Here is a 19,852-nt window from a genome sequence, read left to right as displayed (position 1 = left end):
TCCGGGTTCTGCGCCCCTCGTGGGTCCCGTCCCCGCTCCGTAGCGTCGTCACCAGCGCGCGACACCCACCCGGACCACACACCCAAGGAGACGGCGACATGTTCACCCAAGGCAAGGCGACCCCGCGGAACGCCGAGGCGCTGCGGCTGGTGGGGGTCCGCAAGGTCCACGGCACCGCGGAGCAGCCGGTCAACGCGCTCGACGGGGTCTCGCTCACCCTGGCCTCCGGCACGTTCACCGCGGTGATGGGCCCCTCCGGTTCCGGCAAGAGCACCCTGTTGCAGTGTGCGGCCGGCCTCGACCGGCCGACCGCCGGCACGGTCCACGTGGACGGGGCGGAGCTGACCGCGGGCACCGAGACCGAGCTGACCAAGTTCCGCCGGCAGCGGATCGGCTTCGTCTTCCAGCAGTTCAACCTGCTGCCGATGCTGACCGTCTACCAGAACGTGACCCTCCCGCTGCGACTGGCGGGGCGGAAGGTGGACCGCAGGCACTGCCGCGCGGTACTCGAACGGGTCGGTCTCGGGCAGCGGCTCGACCACCGCCCGGCCGAGCTCTCCGGCGGCCAGCAGCAGCGGGTGGCCATCGCCCGGACCCTGGTCACCAGCCCCAGCGTGATCTTCGCCGACGAGCCGACCGGCGCCCTGGACACCCGCAGCGCCCGGGACGTGCTGGTCCTGCTCCGGGAGGCCGTGCACACCTTCGGCCAGACGGTGGTGATGGTCACCCACGACCCGGTCGCCGCCTCCTACGCCGGCTCGGTGCTGTTCCTTGCCGACGGCCAGCTCGTGGGCGAGCTGCGGAACCCGACCGCGGAGGCGGTCGCCGAGCGGATGACCCACCTGGCCGACGAGGTCGAGCGACGTCGTGTGCTGGCGGGTGCCTGACCATGTTCGGACTCGCACTGCGCACCCTGCGCTTCCGCACCGGTTCCTTCCTGGCCAGCTTCCTCGCCGTGTTCCTCGGCGCGGTCATCCTGATGGCGTTCGCCTCCATGCTCGACACCGGCTCGGCCCAGGGGGTGCCGGACCAGAGCAAGGAGACGCTGGAGACCATGGGCACGGTGGTGGGCGGCTGGGGCCTGCTGCTCGTGGTCTTCGCGGTCACCTCCACGCTCACCCTCTCGGTGCGGCAGCGCGGCCGGGAGATGGCCCTGCTGAAGAGCGTGGGGGCCACCCCCGCGCAGGTCGGCCGGATGATCGTCGGCGAGACCGCGGTGCTCGCCCTGCTCGCCGCCGCCCTCGCCGTCCCCCTCGCGGCGCTCGCCGGCCGGGCCCTGCTCGAGCTGCTGGTCGAGACCGACCAGGTGGCCCCGGGCGTGGACTACCGGTTCGGCTCCACCGCGCTGGGCATGGGGCTCGGCATCACCTTCGCCGCCTCCACCATCGCCGCGACGCTGACCGCCCGGCGCGCCGCCGGGATGCGGGTGACCGAGTCACTGCTGGCCGCCGCCACAGAGGATCGCCGGATGGGCAAGAAGCGGATCGTCCCCGCGGCTGCCTTCATGGCCCTGGGCACCGTCCTGGCCCTCGTCACCGCGACCGCGATGGGCGACGAGGGGTCGGACGCCATGATGACCTCGGGTCAGTCCTGCATCTGGTTCGCCATCGGCCTGGCGCTGCTCTCCCCCGGCCTGGTCCGCACGGTGGCCTCCGCCGTGGCCGTCCCGCTGGCCCGCCTCGGCGGCGTCAGCGGCTACCTGACCGCCCACAACGTCCGGCAGCGGAGCCACACGATGGCCAGCGCCCTGATGCCGATCATCCTGTTCACCGGCATCGCCACCGGAACGCTGTACATGCAGAGCATCGAGAACGCCGAGATGGCCGCCTCCGGGCTGGCCAAGACCAACGAGCAGAGGAACATCGAGACGCTGAACTTCGTGGTCATCGGGATGATCCTGCTGTTCGCCGCGATCATGCTCGTCAACACCCTGGTGGCGGCGACCACCCACCGTCGCCGGGAGTTCGGCCAGCAGCGGCTGGTCGGGGCCACACCGGGCCAGGTCCAGCGCATGGTCGCGTTGGAGAGCGCGGTGCTCGCGGTCACCGGCGTGCTGTTCGGCTCGGTCGCCTCGCTGTTCACCGTGATCCCGTACAGCATCGCCAGGCGGGACCAGGTGGTGCCGGACGCCACGGTCTGGATCTACCTCGGCATCGTCACCGTCGCCGCCGTGCTCACCCTCGCCGCCAGCCTGGGCACCACCCGGCGGGGACTGCGGGTGCCGGCGATCGAAGCGGCGACGGCCGTCTGACGACGTGAGCCGGCGCCGCCCGCTCCCCGCCCGGGCGGCGCCGGCTCACGGGGCGGCCGGGTCCTCGTCCACCAGGCCCAGGTCCGGCGGCACCAGCGTGGTGGACTCCACCAGGCCCCGGAACAGGTTGTGCATCAGGTTGCTGTCGCACGGCCCGCCGGCCTCGGTGTCCCGCATCACCTCGTAGGGGAAGTCACCGCTGCGGGACAGCCTGCGGCGGACCGCCTCCACCCGGTGGGCGACCTTGCTCTGGGTCCAGTGCTCGTCACCGCGCAGACAGCGGAGCTGCTCCACCGCCTGCCGGTAGGCCAGGGGCCGCGGGTCCTCCTGGAAGAGGAGGTACTGCTGGCCCAGCACCACAAGGACCAGCCGCTCGTCGTCGTCGAGCTGCCACCGCTTGGGCGGCACCGTCTCGGCGCTGTGCCGGGGGCCCGAGCGGGCCTCGTCGTGGTCCACCACGTACAGCTCCACCAGGTGCTCCCGGCGGGCCGACCCCCGCACGAACAGCGGGGTGTACCCGGGGCACAGCGGCACGGGCTCGGTGCTGAGGTGCATCAGGTGGCCCTTGGGCAGCCGGATCAGTTGCTGACCGGTGTTCCTCAGCCACCAGTGGTGTTGCCGGTAGGTCAGTTCGCCGTGCCGGCGGCTCACCCACTGGTCGTCCTCACCGACGCACAGGTCCACAGCCGGCCGCTGCCGGCCGAAGCAGATGGTCATCCCGGGTCGGGGCGCCACCCGAAGGCCACCGGAGACCGACCGCATGTGCAGGGTGCCGGGCGGCGAAGGGGTGACGCCGCGGGCCAGGCTGTCGTGACCGTTCATCGCGGGCTCCTGTACTGACGGGACCTCACCTGCGTCCTGGGGGCCGGACCGGCTCCTGGGCCACCACTGTGCCCGGTCCGGCCCGGGACCCCTCCCCGACCCGGCCGACCCACCGCGTCGCTCCCGGCGTCGGTCAACGCCGGCGCTGGCGGGTCGGGGTGGTGGCCGTTCAGCGGGACGACAACTCGGCCGAGGCCGCGACCGAACCGGCAAGCGCGGTGGTCAGGTCGCAGAGGCGGTCCATCGGCTGGGGGCCGCCGACGGTGAGCCGGACCGTCTCCACGGCGGTCCCGTCCCCCGCCGGGTACTCGCGGTGCACCACCTGCGCCAAACACGTCTGGTCCCCCTCCCCCTCCGCCTGGAGGAACACGTCGTGGCCGCCGACCCGGGTGACCCGGCCGTCCTCCTGCGCGTTCAGCGGCGGACTCCGGTCGAACCGCAGGTCCACCACGATGTCCCGGGTGGAGCTGCGCCACTGGCAGTCCCAGTTCCCGAACCCCACGTCCTCCGGCTCGGCGTCGATCCCCGGGACCACGGCGAGCGCCTTCCCGTCGAGCACGGTGCACGCGTCCCGGTGCGCGAGCGACGCCTCGACCGGGGTCCCGGCGCGCCGGGGCAGCTCTCCCCGGTTGAGCACCTCCACCGCGCTTCCCGTGGCGACGTCGGCGATGTCGCACAGCGGGGCGGCCCGCTCGTCGACCAGCTTGGCGGTGACCGTCACGTGGGCGTCCTTCTCGCCGTCCAGCACCAGGGTGCGGTTGCACTCCTCGCTCTCCGGGCCCTCCTCCACCACCTGCACGGAGCCCACCGTCCGGCTCGGCGCGTCCAGCTCGGACGCCGGCCCGTTGTTGAGGTCCACCTTGACGTCGACGAACTCGTCGCCGCCGGAGGAGAGCAGGACGTCGCAGCGGTCGAAGTTGCCGTAGGCGCGGTCCAGTTCGGCCCGGCCGAAGCGGTCCAACGCCGTCGGGTCGGTCAGGGCGCAGGGGTCGGCGGTCCGCTGGTCACCGATGGATGCCACACGGCCCGACCGGGCCGTGTGGTCCTCCCCCGGCAGGATGGAGCCGCCGCCCGGCCACCACCGCACTCCTCCGGCAACCGCGAGCGCCAGCAGCACCACCCCGGCACCGGCCGCCAGGTACCGGCGGTCCGGGCGGCGGAGCGGCTTGCGCAGCCCCGCCGCCTCCTCGAGCATGCGCCGGGCCTCGGTCGCGTCCGGACGGTCCTGCGGGTCCGGCTGGAGCATCCGGGTGAGCGGCCGGGTCAGCACCCCGAGGTCGCCGTCGAGGTGCACCGTCCCGCGGGGGGCCAGGAACGACTCGGTCCGCACCACCTCACCGGTGTCCGCGCCCACATCCCGGCGCCTGCGCGGCGGCCCGCCCGTCACGAGCGCGTGGAGGGTGGCTCCGAGCGAGAACACGTCCGAGGCGTAGGTGGGGCTCCCCCGGACGACCTCGGGAGCGGCGTAGTCGGGGGTGAACGCCAGTCGGTGGGGAGTGATCGTCTCACTGCACTCGACCCGGAACGCGGCGTCGAGGTCGGTGAGCTTCGGGGTTCCGTCCTGAGTGAGCAGGATGTTCGCCGGTTTGACGTCGCAGTGGGCGATCCCCTTGTCGTGCAGGGCCCGGAGCGCGCCGGCGATCTGCGCCCCGACACGGGCCGCCTCCCGCGGCGAGGTCGTCGGCTGGTCGGCCAGGTCGCCACCGGACACGTACTCCATCACCAGCCAGGTCTCGCCCTCGGCCGGTCCACCGTCGGCGGCACCGGCGGCCCGGTCCGCGGTGGGCACCCGCACCGCGTCGAAGAGGGTGACCACGTGCGGGTGGTTGAGCTCGGCGAGGGCACTGGCCTCCCTGCGCATCTGGTGGAAGGCCGCCATGGTGTCGTCGCGGATGCGGGCCCGCTTGAGCGCGACGGCGCGGGGCAGTTCGGTGTCGTACGCCAGCCAGACCTCGCCCCGCCCCCCGCGCATGGGGCCGTCCTCGAGACGGTACCGCCCGCCGACTAACTCTCCAGGGAGCACCTGCGCCTCACCTCGGTCGGATCGTTGCCTCAAACCCGGACACGCGGAGAGAACGTACTGCACTCCGGGGCGGCTCCACAGGCGTTCGCCCGGCCCCGGGGGGTGGAGAATGTGTGCCCCTCGTCGCCCGTGCGCACGCCAGTACGACGGTCGCGCGAGCGCTCGATCCCCGCATGCGGTCCGAGCGGCGGGCCGGCCCCTGCTCCTTGGCCGCGGGCACTCAGCCCTCTTCCACGGGCGCGACGGGACGTCGCGGCGCACGGTGTCCCACACCCCGTCGCTCAGTGGCCGGCGCCGACCGCGGGGTTCCTCGCGAGTGCGCGTTCCCGGCGCTCCTCGGCGGTGATCCACCGCCAGGTCACGGCCAGGGCGGCGCCCCCGACCGGCAACATGCTCACGATCATCGTGAGCCCGCCCGCGTCGTGTCCCGCGGCGACGAGGCCGAGGGCGGGCAGGTCGAGCGCCGGTGCCGCGGAGAACAGGTAGACGCAGCGCCCCGGGTCGCTGAGCCGCCGGGCAGGTCCCAGCACCGCGAGCCAGAACGGGAAGGCGCTGGCGTACAGTCAGCTCGAACCTGATGGTCCGGCCGGTGGGCACCACCAGGGTGGGCAGTTCGTCGCCGCGGCAGTCGGCGGTCACGGTCACGGTCCTCCCGGGCGCCCGGGGGTAGCCGAACTGCCAGCACCACTGGAAGCCGGTGACCTTCACCCGCACGGCCGGCTCGCCGGCGGCGTGCCGCTGCCGGTGGTTCGCCGAGGCCGTGAAGACCACCAGGAACACGGCCACCGCGGCCAGCACCCCCACGTAGCACAGCTCCAGCCTCGGCCACTCGGTGCGCCGCGCGGCACCGCCGCCCCGTTCCGCGCGCCGACGGGCCACGGCGACGGCCAGCGCCCCGAGCACCAGGAAGAAGACGAACGCCGCGATGGCCACCTCGACGACGAACACCCGGTCGAACTCGCGCCGCAGTTTCACCGGCCCCCCTCGGTGCGGCGGTCGCCCGGCGCGCGGGTCGGAGCAGCCACGGCACCCCACCGGCGGGACCGAGACGCCGCTCGTCAGCAGGACGGGGCCGAACCGGCGCGCGGCCCTGCCCGTCCCGGCCCGGGGAAAACCCCCGTTCCGACCGGTTTGACGGGGACCGGGCCCGGTAACCCCCGGCGGTGCCGGTGACTCCAGCGAGGGGCGCCGGGCCGAGGGCAGCCCACGGGCAGCCCGTTCGATCCGCTTCCGATGCGAGGTGCACCGTGAAACCCAGTGCCGTGAACGGGCAGGTCGTGGTGGTGACCGGGGCGAGTGCCGGCGTCGGGCGCGCGGCGGCCCGCGCCTTCGCCGCCCGGGGGGCCCGGGTCGCCCTCCTCGCCCGCGGGGAGAGGGGACTGCGGGGAGCCGCCGACGAGGTGCGGGAGGCCGGCGGCGAGCCGCTGCCCCTCCAGGTGGACGTCTCCGACGCCGACGCCGTGGAGGGGGCCGCGGCCGAGGTCGAGGAACGCCTCGGGCCGATCGACGTCTGGGTCAACGCCGCGTTCGCCACGGTGTTCGCCCCCGTGAGTCAGATCGCCCCGGAGGAGTTCCGGCGCGTCACCCAGGTGAGCTACCTGGGGTACGTGTACGGGACCGGCGCGGCGCTGCGCCGCATGCTGCCCCGGGACCGGGGGGTGATCGTGCAGGTCGGGTCCGCCCTGGCGTACCGCGGCATCCCGCTCCAGGCCGCCTACTGCGGCGCCAAGCACGCCATCCAGGGCTTCACCGAGTCCCTCCGCTGCGAACTGCTGCACGACCGGAGCGGGGTCAGGGTGACGATGGTCCAGTTGCCGGCCGTCAACACCCCCCAGTTCAGTTGGGTGCTGTCCCGGCTGCCGAAGCACCCCCAGCCGGTGCCGCCCATCTACCAGCCGGAGGTGGCGGCGAGGGCGGTGCTGTACGCCGCCGACCACCCCGGGCGCCGCGAGTACTGGGTGGGCGGCTCGACCGCCGCCACCCTGGTGGCGAACGCCGTCGCGGCGGGCCTGCTCGACCGGTACCTGGCCAGGACCGGTTACCAGTCGCAGCAGAACGACCGGCCCCGGGACCCGGACCAGCCGGTCAACCTGTGGGAGCCGGTGGACGGTGGGGACGGCAGGGACCACGGCGCCCACGGCGTCTTCGACGAGCAGGCCCACCCGCACAGCCGTCAGCTCTGGGCGTCCCACCACCACGGCACCCTGGCCCTCGCCGGTGGGGCCGCGGCGGTGGTGGCCCTGGGGGCGTTCGCCGCCCGCAGGAGGACCACCTGACCACCGGGTGGACTAGGGCCGGAGCCGGCGCAGCGCGCCCCCCGCCGTGAGGGCCGTCGCCGCCGCCGCCACGACGGCGGCTCCGCGCCACGGGGAGGCCGCCGGGTCGGGGAGGAGGCGTTCCGGGAGCGGACCCAGGTCCTCGTCCGGGCGGTCCAGGGCCAGGGCGAGGACGTCGGCGAGGTGCAGGGCGCGGCGCTCGGTCTCCTGCCGGATCTGTTCCCGGCAACTGAAGCCGTTGGTGACGACGAACGTGTCGGGGGCGGCGTCGCGCACCGCCGGCAGCAGGACCCGTTCCCCGCAGTCCACCGAGACCCGGTGGCGCTCGCCCTGTTCGAAGCCGAAGGAGCCGGCCATGCCGCAGCAACCGGTGTCCGGCACCGTGTAGTCGAGACCGGTGCGGTCCAGCAGCCGCAGCTCCGCCTCCATGCCGCCCAGGCCGTTCTTGTGGTGGCAGTGACCGTGCACCAGCGCGGCGCCGGGAACCCGGGGTGGCCGCCAGTTCGGGGCGTGCCGCGCGAACACCTCGCTGAACTGCACCGCGAGACCGGTGAGCCGTTGCCCGTCCTCGTCGTTCGGCAGCAGCTTGGGGAGCTCGTCACGGAACACGGCCAGACAGCTCGGTTCCAGGCCCACCACGGGGATGCCCTGCTGGAGCGCGGGGCGCAGCACCTGGAGGTCGTGGCGGAGCAGCCGGGTGGCCATGCCGAGGAAGCCGTAGTCGTACAGGGGCCGTCCGCAGCAGACCCAGCGGTCGGGCAGCAGCACCCGGAAACCGGCGTCCTCCAGGACCCGCACGGCGGCGATCGAGGTCTGCGGGGTGAAGTGGTCGTTGAACGTGTCCGGCCAGAGCATGACCGGTGGTCCGGCAGGGTGCGCCGGTCGGTGCCGGGCGAACCAGCGGCGGAACGGGGTGGCGGCGAAGGCCGGCACCTGGCGTTCCGGGGCGACTCCACCGGCGAGCTTGACGAGCCGGGACAGCAGCGGGGCCTGCCCGGCGAGGTTGGCCACCGACGGGGCGAGCGAGGCGACCCGGGCGGTGTGCATGATCCAGCCCATGGCATAGGCGGACCGTGGACGCAGCCGCCGGGAGTAGTAGTGGGCCAGGAACTCCGCCTTGAGCGTGGGGATGTCCACGTGGACCGGGCACTCGTGGGTGCAGCCCTTGCAGGAGAGGCAGAGCTCGAGCGCCTCGTACAGCTCGTGGTCCCGCCACCCGCCGGTGGTGATGTCGCCGGCGAGCATCTCGTGGAAGAGCCTGGCCCGGCCCCGGGTGGTGTGCTTCTCCTCGCGCAGCACCTGGAAGCTGGGGCACATGGTGCCCTCGTCGTGCGGCTGCCGGCACTTGCCGACCCCGACGCAGCGCAGTGCCGCGTGGGCGAGGCTGCCGCCGTCGTCGGGGTAGGAGAAGTGGGTGGCGGGTTGCGGCGGGTGGTAGTCCGTGCCCAGCCGCAGGTGTTCGTCGAGCCGGTAGGGATCGACGACCTTGCCGGGGTTCATCCGGCCGCCGGGGTCCCAGACGGCCTTGAACTCGCGGAACGCCTCGACCAGCTCGTCGCCGTACACGCGGGGCAGCAGCTCGGCGCGCTGCTGCCCGTCGCCGTGCTCCCCGGAGAGGGTGCCGCCGTGGGAGGCCACGAGGTCGGCGGCGTCCTCCAGGAAGCCGCGGTAGGTGGCGATCCCCTCGGCGCTGCGCAGGTCGAAGCTGATCCGGGAGTGCACACAGCCCTGGCCGAAGTGGCCGTAGAGGGCGCCGCGCAGCCCGTGCCGGGCGTACAGCTTCCGCAGGTCCCGCAGGTAGGGCCCGATCCGTTCCGGCGACACCGCGGAGTCCTCCCAGCCGGGCCAGTGGTCGCGGCCGTCGGGCGGGAAGGCGGTGGCCCCGAGCCCGCCCTCGCGCACGTGCCAGACCGCGGCGGCCCGTGCCGGGTCGTCGTAGGTGCGCACGTCGGTGGGTGGCCGGTGGTCGCTGCGGCGCAGGTCGTCCAGGAGCGCGTGCACCCGCTCGTCGGCCTCGGACTGGTCGTCACCGCCGAACTCCACCAGCAGCCACGCAGACCCGCCGGGCAGCAACTGGAGCTCGTCCAGGTGCTGCTGTTCGATGCGCAGGTCCTCGATCAGCGTGTCGTCCATGGCCTCGCAGGCCAGCGGGCGGTGCGCCATCACCTTCCGGCACTGTTCCGCGGCGGTGACGATGTCGTCGTAGCCGAGGACCACGGTGGCGCGCGCGGCCGGCTCGGGGAGCAGCCGCAGGGTGGCGCCGAGGACGACGACGCAGGTGCCCTCGGTGCCGACCAGGGCCCGGGCCACGTTGCAGCCCTTCTCCGGCAGCAGCTCGTCGAGGTTGTAGCCGGACACCCGGCGCGGGATGTCCGGCATGCGCTCGCGGATCAGGTCGGCGTAGCGGTCGCGCAGGTCCCGCAGTCCCCGGTAGATCTCCCCGCGCCTGCCTCCCTCGCCGATGATCCGGTCCAGCTCCTCCTCGCTGGTGGGACCCACGGTCAGGCGGAGCCCGTCATAGGTCATGACCTCCAGTTCCTCGACGTTGTCCGAGGTCCTGGGGCCCGAACCGTAGAACTCGGCCATCACCGAGTGGGTGCCGCAGGAGTTGTTGCCGAGCATCCCGCCGATGGTGCAGTACTGGTGCGTGGACGGGTCGGGGCCCCAGGTCAGCCCGTGCCGGGACGCGGCGGCCTTCAGGTCGTCGCACACCACCCCGGGAAGGCAGCGCGCCAGGCGGCGGCGCGGGTCCACCCACTCGACGTCGTGCAGGTACTTGGAGAAGTCCACGACGACGGCGAAGTTCACCGTCTCCCCGGACAGGCTGGTGCCGCAGCCCCGGGGGAGCAGCGGCGCCCCGTACGCGCGGCAGGCTGCGACCGTCGCCTCCACGTCGGCGAGGGTGCGGGGGATCACCACGCCGATGGGTTCCTGCCGGAAGTTGGAGGCGTCCGTGGCGTACAGCGCCCTGCTCCCGGCGTCGAACCGCACCTCGCCCCGGACGTGCCGCCGCAGGCGCTCCTCCAGCCCCATGACGTTCACCTGTTCGACCCCGCCGTCACCGGTGGAGGGGGCGCCAGCCCTGATCGGTACCGTCCGCGTCGCCTGCCGCTTCATGGGTCTTCCTCTCGGCCGCCCGCTCGTGGGGACCTCTCACGGTTCCCCGCACGTCCCCCGTGAAACGGACCGCCCGGTCCGGCCGCGTCCGCGCCGGTCGCCGTGCCGCCCGTGCGGGGTCAGGTGCCGGCGCCGTCCCGTTCCCGCAGGACCTGTTCGGGGTCGGCGGTGACCCGGGCGGCGATCAGGCGTCGCTGTTCCTCGGTCAGCGGCAGTTCCACGCGGTCCCGCAGGAACCAGGCGCTCAGCCGGTTGCGCACGCGGTGCCTGCGGAAGAAGCGCCAGCCCTCGGTGCCGGCGGTGAGCGGTCGCGGCTCTTCGCGCACCGCGAGCCGGTAACGGCTCCCGTCGCCCAGCGGGACGTGTTCCTCCCGGTAGCCGCCGCCGTCCGTGCGTCGCGCGCGTCCCGTGCCGTCCCCGCGCAGCAGCAGCCGCCAGTCGCCGGCCTGCAACCCCAGGCACCGCCCGTTTGGTGGCCAGGTACGCGACCACCGGGACGACGAACAGCGCCGCCCGGAAGACGTGGGTGAACGTCTCCACGCGCCACCGCAGGACGTACGCCAGCACGTCCTGGGCGCCGGCGAACAGCAGCACCGCGTAGCCGGACGCCGCCGCCACCCCCAGTGCCGTCCTGGTGGGCTGGTTGCGGGGACGGTCGCACAGGTGGTGCTCCCCGGTGTCCCCCGTGATCCACCGTTCGAACACCGGGTAGGCGTAGAGGACCGCGAACAGCGCCGTCGGCAACACCACCCTGGGCAGCAGCGGGTTCCACGCCACGGTGTGCCCCCACAGCTCCGTCTCCGCCCCCGGCATCAGGCTCAGCGCCCCCTCGAGGAACCCCACGTACCAGTCAGGTTGGGAGTCGGTGGAGACGACGTCGGCCCGGTAGGGGCCGTACTCCCAGACGGGGTTGATCTGGACGGTCGCGCCGAGCACGGCGAGCACCCCGAACGCGCCGAAGAACAGGGCGGCGGACTTCGCGGCGTACTCGGGGAAGAACGGTTTGCCGATGACGTTGTGGTTGGTCCTGCCCGGTACGGCCCACTGGGTGTGCTTCAGGTAGACCACGAGGAACAGGTGCGCGGTCACCAGGGCGGCCAGCAGACCGGGGACCGGCAGGATGTGCGCCGCGTACAGCCTGGGCAGGACCTCGTGTCCGGGGAACTCCCCGCCGAAGGCGAACAGGGCCAGGTAGGTGCCCACCACGGGAATGGACAGAAGGCCTTGCGCAGGAACTGCCTGCCGAGGGACATCACCGGGAAGCGCCGGTCGAGCACGGTCACCGCCCGTTCGCCCCGTCCCGGCCGGGACCGCCGCCCGCGCTTGTCCGACGCCGACTCCCTGCCTCCTCCACCGGCGACGCACTCGCCGACGGCGCTTCGGCGCCGGGCCGGGCGGGGCGTGGTGTGTGGGCCGCCACGCTGACCGTCCCGGCCGGCTGTTCCGCCGGTCAGGGTCCCCGCCGAGCCACCGGCCCCAAACGCGCCGTTGGGCCGGTCGGGCGGCGCCCGACCGCCGGCCCCGGGGCGGGCGGCCGGGCGCACGCGGGCCGCGGGTTAGGAAAGCCGGACAACGGGTACTTCGTCCGGTCCGCGCCCCTGACGCGGCCGCACTGGCGGGCAGGGGCGTTGCTGACTACCAGGGAACCAGAGGTGCGCGCCCATGACTCAGGTCGCCGACTACGTCCTGGACCGACTCCAGCAGTGGGGGGTGCGTCGGGTCTACGGCTATCCGGGGGACGGGATCAACGGATTCCTCGGCGCGTTCGACCGGGCGCGGGGGAACCCGGCGTTCATCCAGACCCGGCACGAGGAGATGGCCGCGTTCATGGCCTGCGGCCACGCCAAGTTCACCGGCGAGGTCGGCTGCTGCTTCGCCACATCGGGTCCCGGTGCCATCCACCTGCTCAACGGCCTGTACGACGCCAAGCTCGACCACCAGCCGGTGGTCGCCGTCGTCGGTCAGCAGAAGACCCTGTGCCTCGGCTCCCACTACCAGCAGGAGATCGCGCTGGAGTGCCTGTTCGCGGACGTCTCCGAGTTCTGCCAGATGATCGTGCACCCGGCTCAGGCCCGGCACGTCATCGACCGCGCCTTCAAGACGGCACTGACCCGCCGCGGCGTGGCCACGATCATCGTGCCCGAGGACATCCAGGAGGCCAGTGCCCAGCCCTCACCGCCGAAGACCCACGGGGCGGTGTACTCCAGCGTCGGCTGGAGCCGGCCCCGGGTCCTGCCCAACGAGGAGGAACTCCAGCTCGCCGCCCAGGTGCTGAACGAGGGCCAGCGGGTCGCCATGCTCATCGGCCAGGGCGCGGCCGGCGCCGCCGACGAGGTCACCCAGGCAGCCGAACTCCTGGGTGCCGGCGTCGCCAAGGCCCTGCTCGGCCGCGAGGTCCTCCCCGACGACCTGCCCTACGTCACCGGGCCGATCGGGCTGCTCGGCAGCAAGGCCAGCGACGAGATGATGCGCCACTGCGACACACTGTTCATGATCGGCACCAGTTTCCCCTACGGCGAGTGGCTGCCCGACGAGGGACAGGCCCGGGGCGTCGAGATCGACATCGACGGGCGGATGATCGGCATCCGCTACCCGATGGAGGCCCACCTCGTGGGCGACGCCAGGGAGACGCTCAGGGAGCTCATCCCCCTGCTGAGGCGCAAGGACGCGCGGGACTGGCGCCAGGAGATCGAGAAGAACGTCCGCGAGTGGAACGCCATCTGCGACAAGCGCGCCGGCCAGCACTTCGGCGGGAAGATCAACCCGCAGGCCGTCGCCAGCGAGCTGTCCCCCCGGCTGCCCCACGACGCCATCGTCACCGCCGACTCCGGCTCCGGGACCAACTGGTGGGCGCGGCACCTGCGGCTCAACGACGGCATGCGTGCCTCGCTGTCCGGGACGCTGGCCACCATGGGACCCGCCGTTCCGTACGCGATCGCGGCACGCTTCGCCCACCCCGACCGCCCGGTGATCGCGTTCGTCGGCGACGGCGCGTTCCAGATGAACGGCATGAACGAGATGATCACCGTAAAGCGGTACCTGCGGGAGCTGGCGGCCGGCCCACCGTTCGTCTTCTGCGTGCTGAACAACCAGGACCTCAACCAGGTCACCTGGGAGCAGCGGGCCATGGGCGGCGACCCGAAGTTCCCCGGCTCGCAGCAGATCCCCGACGTCCCCTACGCCGCGTACGCCGACCTGCTCGGGCTGAAGGGCATCATGTGCGACTCGCCCAAGAAGGTCGGCGAGGCCTGGGACGAGGCGCTCGCCTGCGACCGCCCGGTCGTCCTGGAGTTCAAGGTGGACGCCGAGATCGCCCCCATCCCCCCGCACATCATGCTGGAGCAGGGCAAGAAGGCCGCCAAGGCCGCCGTGTCCGACCCCGAGCGCGTCGGCATCGCCACCCGGGGGGTCAGGCAGAAGCTCGCCGAGCACTTCACGGGCCGCGGGTGAGCGGACCCGACAGCCCCTGGGTGCTGCGGGACTACGCCCTGCTGGCCGACGGCGAACGCGGCGCGCTCATCGGCCCCCGGGGGAACGTGGTGTGGATGTGCGCCCCGCGATGGCACGACGAGGCGGTGTTCGCGGAGCTCATCGGCGGCCCCGGAGCCTTCAGCGTCAGCCCGGACGACCCCTGGAACGTCTGGGGCGGCTTCTACGAGGACGGGACCCTGATCTACGTCAACCGGTGGATCCACGGCGACGGCGTGACCGAGTGCCGCCAAGCCCTGGCGATGCCCGCCGAGACCGGCCGCGCCGTCCTGCTGCGCCGGGTCCGCGCCCTGCGGGGCGACGCGCGGGTGCGGCTCCGCCTCGACGTCCGGGCGGGGTTCGGCGGGCACGCCATGCACGACCTGCGCCACCACACGGACCTGTGGCACGCCCGCTCCGGCGCCCTGCACGTCCGGCTGCTCGGCGCCCCGGACGCGGTGCCCCACACCGACGGTTCCCTGATCACCCACATCGACGTCCCCGAGGGACAGCAGCACGACGTCGTCCTGGAGGTCTCCGACGCCCCGGACGGCCGCCCCCTGATCCCCGCCCACCTGTGGGACACCACCGAACGGGCCTGGGCCGACGCCGTCCCCGACTGCGCCACCACGGCCGCTCCCCGGGACACGCGCCAGGCCTACGCCGTGCTGCGCGGCCTCACCAGCACGTCAGGTGGCATGGTGGCGGCGGCCACCACGTCGCTGCCGGAACGCGCCACCAGCAACCGCAACTACGACTACCGCTACGCCTGGATACGCGACCAGTGCTACGCCGGCATCGCCGTCGCCACCCACACCGCCCACCCCCTCGCCGACACCGCCGTCCGCTTCGTCACCGAACGCGTCCTCGCCGACGGGCCACGGCTCCGGCCCGTCTACACCGTGGACGGCCACCCCCTGCCGGAAGAGCGGCAGCTCACCGTGCGCGGGTACCCCGGGGGTGGTCGCCGCGTCGGCAACCGGGCGGGCGGCGAGTTCCAACTCGACGTCTTCGGGGAGGTGCTCGACCTGTTCGCGACGGTCGCCCGCCGCAGCGGGATCGACGACGAGGCGGTGCGCGCGGCAGGCGTCGCGGCGCGGGCCATCGAGGAGCACTGGCAGGCCCCCGACGCGGGCCTGTGGGAACTCGAACCCGCCTGGTGGACCCACTCCAGGCTCATCGCCGTCACCGGTCTGCGCGCCGCCGCGGCGGAGATCCCCGGCGCGGACAGCACCCACTGGCGCGGACTCGCCGACGCCATCTGGCGCGAGACGGAACGCTGCTGCCGCCACCCCGGTGGCGCGTGGAAACGTTCCTCCGAGGACGAGGGCCCCGACGCGGCCCTGCTCCGCCCCCTGGCCCGTGGCTGCCAGGACCCCGCCACGTCCGGCCTCTCGGCCACCCGGCAGGCCGTGGAACGCCACCTGACCTCCGACGGCTACGTCTACCGGTTCCGTTACCGGGACCACCCACTGGGCCAGGACGAGGGGGCCTTCCTGCTGTGCGGCTTCCTGCTGTGCTCAGCCTGCCTCACCGAGGGACGCACGACGCAGGCCGCCCGCTGGTTCGAACGCACCCGAGCCGCCTGCGGCCCCTCCGGCCTGTTCGCCGAGGAGTACGACGTCGCCCAACGACAGCTACGCGGCAACCTCCCCCAGGCCTTCGTCCACGCCGTGCTGCTGGAGAACTCGGTACGGCTGGCCGCGGCGACCGCCTGACCGGGGCTGGTCGAGGGTGCCGGGGGGACGAACGTTCTGATCAGGCGGCTCCCTACGTGCGGGCCGTCGCTGCCTCCTCCCGGACGCGGTCGGTGACGTCAACCCACTGGCCCGGCAGATCCTCGCCCCGATCTTCGTAGGTGGCGAGTTCGCGCCCACGCCGCACGGCCGCGTCGATATCGCCGGCGACAACCTGCCACCGTGTGAACACATGGAGCAACTGGTGTGCGGGCGCTTTGTTGATCTCATCGAGGAACTCCCGCACCAGAACGCCGTCGCGGAGGGCCTCGCAGACGCGCTCAATGGTCCACGGATCATCTGACATACGAAGCCCCAAGAAGAACGAACAAAGCGAAAACCCAAGTAATGCGAGTATCGACAACGTCTAGGGCATCTTTCCCAAACCTCACCGTAGCGTGGCCCGTGGCCAACGCACAGCCCACGAGTCCGCCAGGTACCCACCACACCTGGCGGGTACCTGGCAGCGACGGCCACCTGACCGCACACCACCGCGACCCCGCCGCGGCACCCGCGGCTCCGCCCCCGCGGGCGCCGCTCAGGGCAGGTACTCCTCGATGGCCGCCGCCCCCTTCTCCTCGATGAGCCGCCTGGCCTCCTCGACCCTCTCCGGCGTGACCTCCCGCCCGGACGCCATCACCAGGTCCTCCGGGTCGATCGGCTGGTCGCCACCGGTGCGGAGCTGCGGCCGCCGGCCCTCGTGGCGCGGTTCGGGTTCTTCCTGGTTGCCCATGGTGTGACTCCTCACGGTGCTCGTCACGATGCTCGGGGGGGGGAGGCGTTGGCCGTCACCGGTCCAGTTCGTCCTCCACCGGAGGCTTGGGAACGTCGCGCAGGTGCTGGGACAGGCCCTGCCTGCCGTGGCCCCGGGCCTGCTCCGCCCGCTGCGCGCGGCTGTGGCGCAGGTCAGAGTCGGCGTCCACCCGGACGGAACGCGCCACGTCCTGGCGGTTGCCGTACTCCTCGGGCGGGATGCCGCGCAGTGCCTTCAGCACCTCGTCCGAGGCCCCCGCGCGGCGTGCCGCCGTCAGCAGGGCGTCCTTGTCCGCGGGGAAGTCCACTTCCTTCAGCGCGCCGAGGACGTCGTGGACGTTGGTGTGCGCCATCTCAACCACCTGCCCTTCGTCGTCCGCCGCGGCCCAGCAGTTCCTGCCCCGCGCGGACGGTCCGGCCGGGCGCCGGGCGCCGGTCGGTCTTGTCGGGGTTCCGGTCGGGTTCCGGTCGGGTTCCGCCGACCCACCGCGTGGACGGGTACCCGCCACGCCTGGTCGGATGCCTCCGTTCCGCGCGGTCCCGACCGTTCCCCGCGACGGCCGAACCACACCCGGGAGGCGACCGCGCCCCGTGCCGACGCGGGGGCGTTCGGTGACGCCTCCGCGCGAGGCCCCGTGCTCACGCACGAGGGCCGGAACGACGGAGTGCCCCGACTGGTGGGAACCAGTCGGGGCACTCCAGTGCTGGTCAACGGGGTGTCACTCGGTGGGCCGCCAGGGGCTCGAACCCTGAACCTACGGATTAAAAGTCCGCAGCTCTGCCAATTGAGCTAGCGGCCCCGACTGGCAAGGGTACCGGTCCTGCCCCCGGCCTCGTCCATGGCATTCCGGGGCGGACGGCGGGCCGGCGTCTCCGACGGCCCCGCGTGCCGCGCCGCCGGGCCGGGGGACCCGCCCCCGGCCCGGCGCACGGTCAGCCGTCGCGCTTCCAGCGGGGTTTGCGGTCGCCGAAGCCCGCCCGGCCACCGCGGTCGTCACGGCCGGACGTGCGGTCCGTGGGACGGCGGTCGTCACGCCGGTCGTGGCCGAACTGGCGGCCGCCACCGTCCCGGCCGTGGGGCCGGTCCCGGCGGTCGTCCCGGCGGTCGAACGGACGGGGCGAACGCTCCCGGCCGGGTGCCCGGTCGTAGGGGCGGCCACCGCGGTCGTCACGCCGCTCGAACGGACGGGGCGAACGGTCCCGGTCGTAGCCCCGGCGGTCGTCACGCCGGTCGAACGAGCGGTCGCCGCGGTCCTCGCGCCGGTTGTACGGACGCCGGTCGTCACCGCGGGAGTCCTCCCGACGCGGGTGGCCACCGCGGTCGTGCCCACCACGACCCTGGTACCGGTCCCGGTCGGCGTAACGGTCGCGGTCGGCGTAACGGTCACGGCTCTGGAAGCGGTCGCGACGCGGTTCGTCGGTGCGCGGGGCGCGGGAGTCACGGTCACGGAAGTCACGGCCGTCCCTGGTGTCCCGGGGGGCGCGCTCCCCGGCCCCCTGGCGCTGGGCCCAGTCCTCACGGCCCTCACCGAGCGGCTGTTCCGCCTGGTCGTTCCGCTGGGGTTCCTCGACCGCGGAGGGGGACTCGTCCGACTCCGGCCGCGCGGTGGCGTCCGACGCGGGGGCCGGCGGCTGCTCGCCGCGCTCCCTGGCGGCGCGGGCCGCCAGACGGTCGGCGTCCCCCCGCAGTTCGTCGGCGCGCCGCTGCACCTTCTCCAGCCTGCGGGTCAGTTCCTCGACCTCGCGCTCGGCCTGCCTCGCCGCGTTCGCCGCGGACTCGGCCTGGACCTCGGTCAGCGACCGGGCGCCGGTGATCTGGGCCAGTTCGTTGTCGAAGGCGCCGCCGACCACGTGCCGGGACGCCTCCACCCCCGCGTCCTCGAGCAGCCGGAACGTGGAGCGGCGCTGGTGGGGCAGGACCAGGGTGACCACGGTGCCGCTGCGGCCAGCGCGAGCGGTACGGCCGGAACGGTGCAGGTAGTCCTTGTGGTCGGCGGCGGGGTCAACGTTCAGCACCAGGTCGATGTCGTCCACGTGGATGCCGCGGGCGGCGACGTCGGTGGCGACCAGGACACTGACGTACCCGTCCTTGAAGTCCCCGAGGGTGCGGGTGCGGGCGCCCTGGGTCATGCCGCCGTGCAGCGCGTCGGCGCGCACCCCTGCCTCGACCAACTGCTCGGCGACCCGGTCGGCACCCATCTGGGTGCGCACGAAGATGATGGTGCGGCCCTTGCGGGCGGCGATGGCGGCCGTCACCGGCGCCTTGTCCTTGGGCTTCACCACGAGCAGGTGGTGGCTCATGGTGGTGACCGCGCCCGCCGAGGGGTCCACCTCGTGGGTGACCGGCTCGGACAGGTACCGCTTGACGAGGGTGTCCACCTCGTTCTCCAGCGTGGCGGAGAACAGCATCCGCTGACCGCCGGGCGGCACCAGGTCGAGGATCTCGGTGACCTCCGGCAGGAAGCCCATGTCGGCCATCTGGTCGGCCTCGTCGAGGACCGCGACCTCGACCTGGTCCAGCGTGCAGGCGCCGCGGTCGATCAGGTCACGCAGCCGGCCCGGGGTGGCGACGAGGATGTCCACACCGCGTTCGAGGGCGTAGATCTGACGGGGCATCGAGGTCCCGCCACAGACCACCTTGAGCTCCAGGCCGAGCACGGCGCCGTAGGGCTCGAGCGCGTCGGAGACCTGCATGGCCAGCTCGCGGGTCGGGGTGAGGATCAGCCCCCGGGGGCGCTTGGCCCGGGTCCGGCCGCCGTCGGCGAGGCGGGTCAGCAGGGGCAGTCCGAAGCTGAGGGTCTTGCCGGAGCCGGTGCGGCCACGGCCGAGGATGTCCCGGCCGGCCAGGGCGTCCGGGATGGTGGCGGCCTGGATCGGGAACGGGGTGGTCACCCCACGCTTGTCCAGGGCACGCACGATGTCGTCGGCGAGGCCGAGGTCGCCGAAGGTGGCGACCCGCGGTTCGGCCGCGTCGGGCGACTGGGGGGCGTCCGCGGCGGGGGCGTCAGGGGCCTGGGCGGCCTCGGGGGCCTGGGGGGCTTCCACGACCTCGACCGGCTCGGCCACGGGCATGGCAAAGCTGTCAGCGGCGGTTACAGACATGCGAGAGCAGAACCTTCCGGAGAGTGGCACGCGCCAGCTCCGTAGTTCTCACAGACCGCCTCGATGCGGCCAGCCACGGAATGATCGGAACGCGCCAGGGGCGCGTTCTTTCAGCGCCAGGCAAATGGGGGTCAAACACAGGAATCAAACACGAGGGATCAAACGATCTACCAGCATACGCCCTGTTCTCGGAGAGGAACAAACCTTCCCGTCCGCCGGCACCAGCCACGGCATGACCGTTCTGTTCGAGGGTAGCACGCCGCGCCCTCGACCACGGCGTTCACGCAGGTGGGACAGGCGGTGC

Annotated in this window: 14 protein-coding genes and 1 tRNA gene; 5 read left to right on the top strand and 10 right to left on the bottom strand. The window is 73.2% G+C overall.

The window, feature by feature from the left end; all coding sequences use genetic code 11:
* Window positions 1-98: 98 nt before the first annotated feature.
* Window positions 99-887 (top strand): ABC transporter ATP-binding protein, encoded by a 789-nt coding sequence (locus tag A3IG_RS0124840; RefSeq protein WP_018386299.1) that lies wholly within the window; start codon window positions 99-101, stop codon window positions 885-887.
* A gap of 2 nt (window positions 888-889) precedes the next feature.
* Window positions 890-2,251: an ABC transporter permease gene (locus tag A3IG_RS0124835; protein ID WP_018386298.1), complete on the top strand. Its 1,362-nt coding sequence runs from the start codon at window positions 890-892 to the stop codon at window positions 2,249-2,251.
* 45 nt (window positions 2,252-2,296) lie between these two features.
* On the opposite strand, the gene A3IG_RS0124830 is transcribed toward A3IG_RS0124835, so the two are convergent.
* The 3 genes from A3IG_RS0124830 to A3IG_RS31175 all read right to left on the bottom strand — a co-directional run bounded on the left by A3IG_RS0124830 (window position 2,297) and on the right by A3IG_RS31175 (window position 5,626).
* Entirely contained in the window at window positions 2,297-3,073 is a 777-nt protein-coding gene (locus A3IG_RS0124830) for an FHA domain-containing protein (protein ID WP_018386297.1), read from the bottom strand.
* A 169-nt stretch (window positions 3,074-3,242) separates the two neighbouring features.
* Window positions 3,243-5,045: a serine/threonine-protein kinase gene (locus A3IG_RS0124825; protein ID WP_018386296.1), complete on the bottom strand. Its 1,803-nt coding sequence runs from the start codon at window positions 5,043-5,045 to the stop codon at window positions 3,243-3,245.
* Window positions 5,046-5,377: 332 nt separating this feature from the next.
* The gene (locus tag A3IG_RS31175) at window positions 5,378-5,626 is read right to left on the bottom strand and encodes a hypothetical protein (RefSeq protein ID WP_018386295.1); all 249 of its coding nucleotides are present in this window, start codon (window positions 5,624-5,626) and stop codon (window positions 5,378-5,380) included.
* Between the two features lie 717 nt (window positions 5,627-6,343).
* Between A3IG_RS31175 and A3IG_RS0124805 the strand changes: the two genes are divergently transcribed.
* Window positions 6,344-7,372: an SDR family oxidoreductase gene (locus tag A3IG_RS0124805; protein ID WP_018386292.1), complete on the top strand. Its 1,029-nt coding sequence runs from the start codon at window positions 6,344-6,346 to the stop codon at window positions 7,370-7,372.
* A gap of 12 nt (window positions 7,373-7,384) precedes the next feature.
* Here the strand turns inward: A3IG_RS0124805 and A3IG_RS0124800 are convergent, their stop codons facing one another.
* Together A3IG_RS0124800 and A3IG_RS31170 are read right to left on the bottom strand one after the other, a co-directional pair.
* Complete coding sequence (locus tag A3IG_RS0124800; protein ID WP_018386291.1) at window positions 7,385-10,489, bottom strand: FAD-binding and (Fe-S)-binding domain-containing protein; 3,105 nt, start codon at window positions 10,487-10,489, stop codon at window positions 7,385-7,387.
* Window positions 10,490-10,525: 36 nt separating this feature from the next.
* Window positions 10,526-11,692, bottom strand: a complete 1,167-nt coding sequence (locus tag A3IG_RS31170) for a cytochrome b (RefSeq protein ID WP_236719192.1) — start codon at window positions 11,690-11,692, stop codon at window positions 10,526-10,528.
* A 459-nt stretch (window positions 11,693-12,151) separates the two neighbouring features.
* On the opposite strand from A3IG_RS31170, the gene A3IG_RS0124790 reads away from it, so the two are divergent.
* Window positions 12,152-13,939: a thiamine pyrophosphate-requiring protein gene (locus tag A3IG_RS0124790; RefSeq protein ID WP_018386290.1), complete on the top strand. Its 1,788-nt coding sequence runs from the start codon at window positions 12,152-12,154 to the stop codon at window positions 13,937-13,939.
* The gene (locus tag A3IG_RS0124785) at window positions 13,936-15,675 is read left to right on the top strand and encodes a glycoside hydrolase family 15 protein (RefSeq protein WP_018386289.1); all 1,740 of its coding nucleotides are present in this window, start codon (window positions 13,936-13,938) and stop codon (window positions 15,673-15,675) included. The genes A3IG_RS0124790 and A3IG_RS0124785 overlap by 4 nt, the downstream gene beginning before the upstream one ends.
* 52 nt (window positions 15,676-15,727) lie before the next feature.
* Here the strand turns inward: A3IG_RS0124785 and A3IG_RS0124780 are convergent, their stop codons facing one another.
* From A3IG_RS0124780 to A3IG_RS0124760, 5 genes are all read right to left on the bottom strand, one after another.
* The gene (locus A3IG_RS0124780) at window positions 15,728-16,000 is read right to left on the bottom strand and encodes a hypothetical protein (protein WP_026220629.1); all 273 of its coding nucleotides are present in this window, start codon (window positions 15,998-16,000) and stop codon (window positions 15,728-15,730) included.
* Between the two features lie 231 nt (window positions 16,001-16,231).
* Window positions 16,232-16,426 carry a hypothetical protein gene (locus A3IG_RS0124775; protein ID WP_018386287.1) on the bottom strand — a complete coding sequence of 65 codons (195 nt, stop codon included), beginning with the start codon at window positions 16,424-16,426 and terminating at the stop codon, window positions 16,232-16,234.
* A 55-nt stretch (window positions 16,427-16,481) separates the two neighbouring features.
* Entirely contained in the window at window positions 16,482-16,799 is a 318-nt protein-coding gene (locus A3IG_RS0124770) for a DUF2795 domain-containing protein (RefSeq protein WP_018386286.1), read from the bottom strand.
* Between the two features lie 374 nt (window positions 16,800-17,173).
* Window positions 17,174-17,246: transfer RNA gene (locus tag A3IG_RS0124765), tRNA-Lys, on the bottom strand.
* Window positions 17,247-17,379: 133 nt separating this feature from the next.
* On the bottom strand, window positions 17,380-19,548 hold the full coding sequence (locus tag A3IG_RS0124760) for a DEAD/DEAH box helicase (protein ID WP_104530846.1): 2,169 nt from the start codon (window positions 19,546-19,548) through the stop codon (window positions 17,380-17,382).
* Window positions 19,549-19,852 lie beyond the last annotated feature (304 nt).

This window comes from Wenjunlia vitaminophila DSM 41686 (assembly GCF_000380165.1).
GTDB lineage: Bacteria > Actinomycetota > Actinomycetes > Streptomycetales > Streptomycetaceae > Wenjunlia > Wenjunlia vitaminophila.
Note: the sequence above shows the minus strand (reverse complement) of the source record. Positions and strands in the feature narration are given on the sequence as shown.

Coding starts and splice junctions, on each gene's coding strand:
- A3IG_RS0124840 (WP_018386299.1), top strand. CDS start 99: ATGTTCACCCAAGGCAAGGCGACCCCGCGGAACGCCGAGGCGCTGCGG.
- A3IG_RS0124835 (WP_018386298.1), top strand. CDS start 890: ATGTTCGGACTCGCACTGCGCACCCTGCGCTTCCGCACCGGTTCCTTC.
- A3IG_RS0124830 (WP_018386297.1), bottom strand. CDS start 3,073: ATGAACGGTCACGACAGCCTGGCCCGCGGCGTCACCCCTTCGCCGCCC.
- A3IG_RS0124825 (WP_018386296.1), bottom strand. CDS start 5,045: ATGCGCGGGGGGCGGGGCGAGGTCTGGCTGGCGTACGACACCGAACTG.
- A3IG_RS0124800 (WP_018386291.1), bottom strand. CDS start 10,489: ATGAAGCGGCAGGCGACGCGGACGGTACCGATCAGGGCTGGCGCCCCC.
- A3IG_RS0124790 (WP_018386290.1), top strand. CDS start 12,152: ATGACTCAGGTCGCCGACTACGTCCTGGACCGACTCCAGCAGTGGGGG.
- A3IG_RS0124780 (WP_026220629.1), bottom strand. CDS start 16,000: ATGTCAGATGATCCGTGGACCATTGAGCGCGTCTGCGAGGCCCTCCGC.
- A3IG_RS0124775 (WP_018386287.1), bottom strand. CDS start 16,426: ATGGGCAACCAGGAAGAACCCGAACCGCGCCACGAGGGCCGGCGGCCG.
- A3IG_RS0124770 (WP_018386286.1), bottom strand. CDS start 16,799: ATGGCGCACACCAACGTCCACGACGTCCTCGGCGCGCTGAAGGAAGTG.
- A3IG_RS0124760 (WP_104530846.1), bottom strand. CDS start 19,548: ATGTCTGTAACCGCCGCTGACAGCTTTGCCATGCCCGTGGCCGAGCCG.